This window comes from Paraburkholderia sp. BR10954 (assembly GCF_040965775.1).
Taxonomy (GTDB): domain Bacteria; phylum Pseudomonadota; class Gammaproteobacteria; order Burkholderiales; family Burkholderiaceae; genus Paraburkholderia; species Paraburkholderia youngii.
In genome coordinates this window covers 1-338 of the sequence record NZ_JBFRCK010000262.1, presented here as the reverse complement: position 1 = coordinate 338, position 338 = coordinate 1, and the positions used below count along the sequence as shown (strand labels likewise).

The window sequence follows — 338 nt, the reverse complement described above, 5'->3', positions numbered from 1 at the left end:
CGATCGGGACCACTGACCCATTAAAATCAGCCGGGCAATTCCAGGCCGTTACGTCGATAGCAGCTTCCGTGGGACCATATAGATTGTGCAGACCGGTCCAAGGTAATACGCACCGAACCTTCTGCGTAAGGGAAGCAGAAAGCGCCTCACCACTACACACGAGACGCTGCAGGGAGGTGCAGCGATCAACGCCCTTCGTGTCCATGAAGCCGGCCAGCATGGATGGTACAAAGTGTGCGGTGGTGATGCGTTGGCCGATTATCAGGTTTACAAGCGCATCCGGGTCTTTGTGTACACCAGGAACCGCCAGCACCAGGGTTGCCCCTTCAAGCAAGGTC

At 56.5% G+C, this 338-nt stretch carries 1 protein-coding gene; it reads right to left on the bottom strand.

Features of this window, described 5'->3' with window-relative positions; translation table 11 throughout:
* Positions 1-338, bottom strand: a 338-nt coding sequence (locus tag AB4Y34_RS42160) for an AMP-binding protein (protein WP_368719344.1), incomplete at both ends; no start/stop codon positions are given.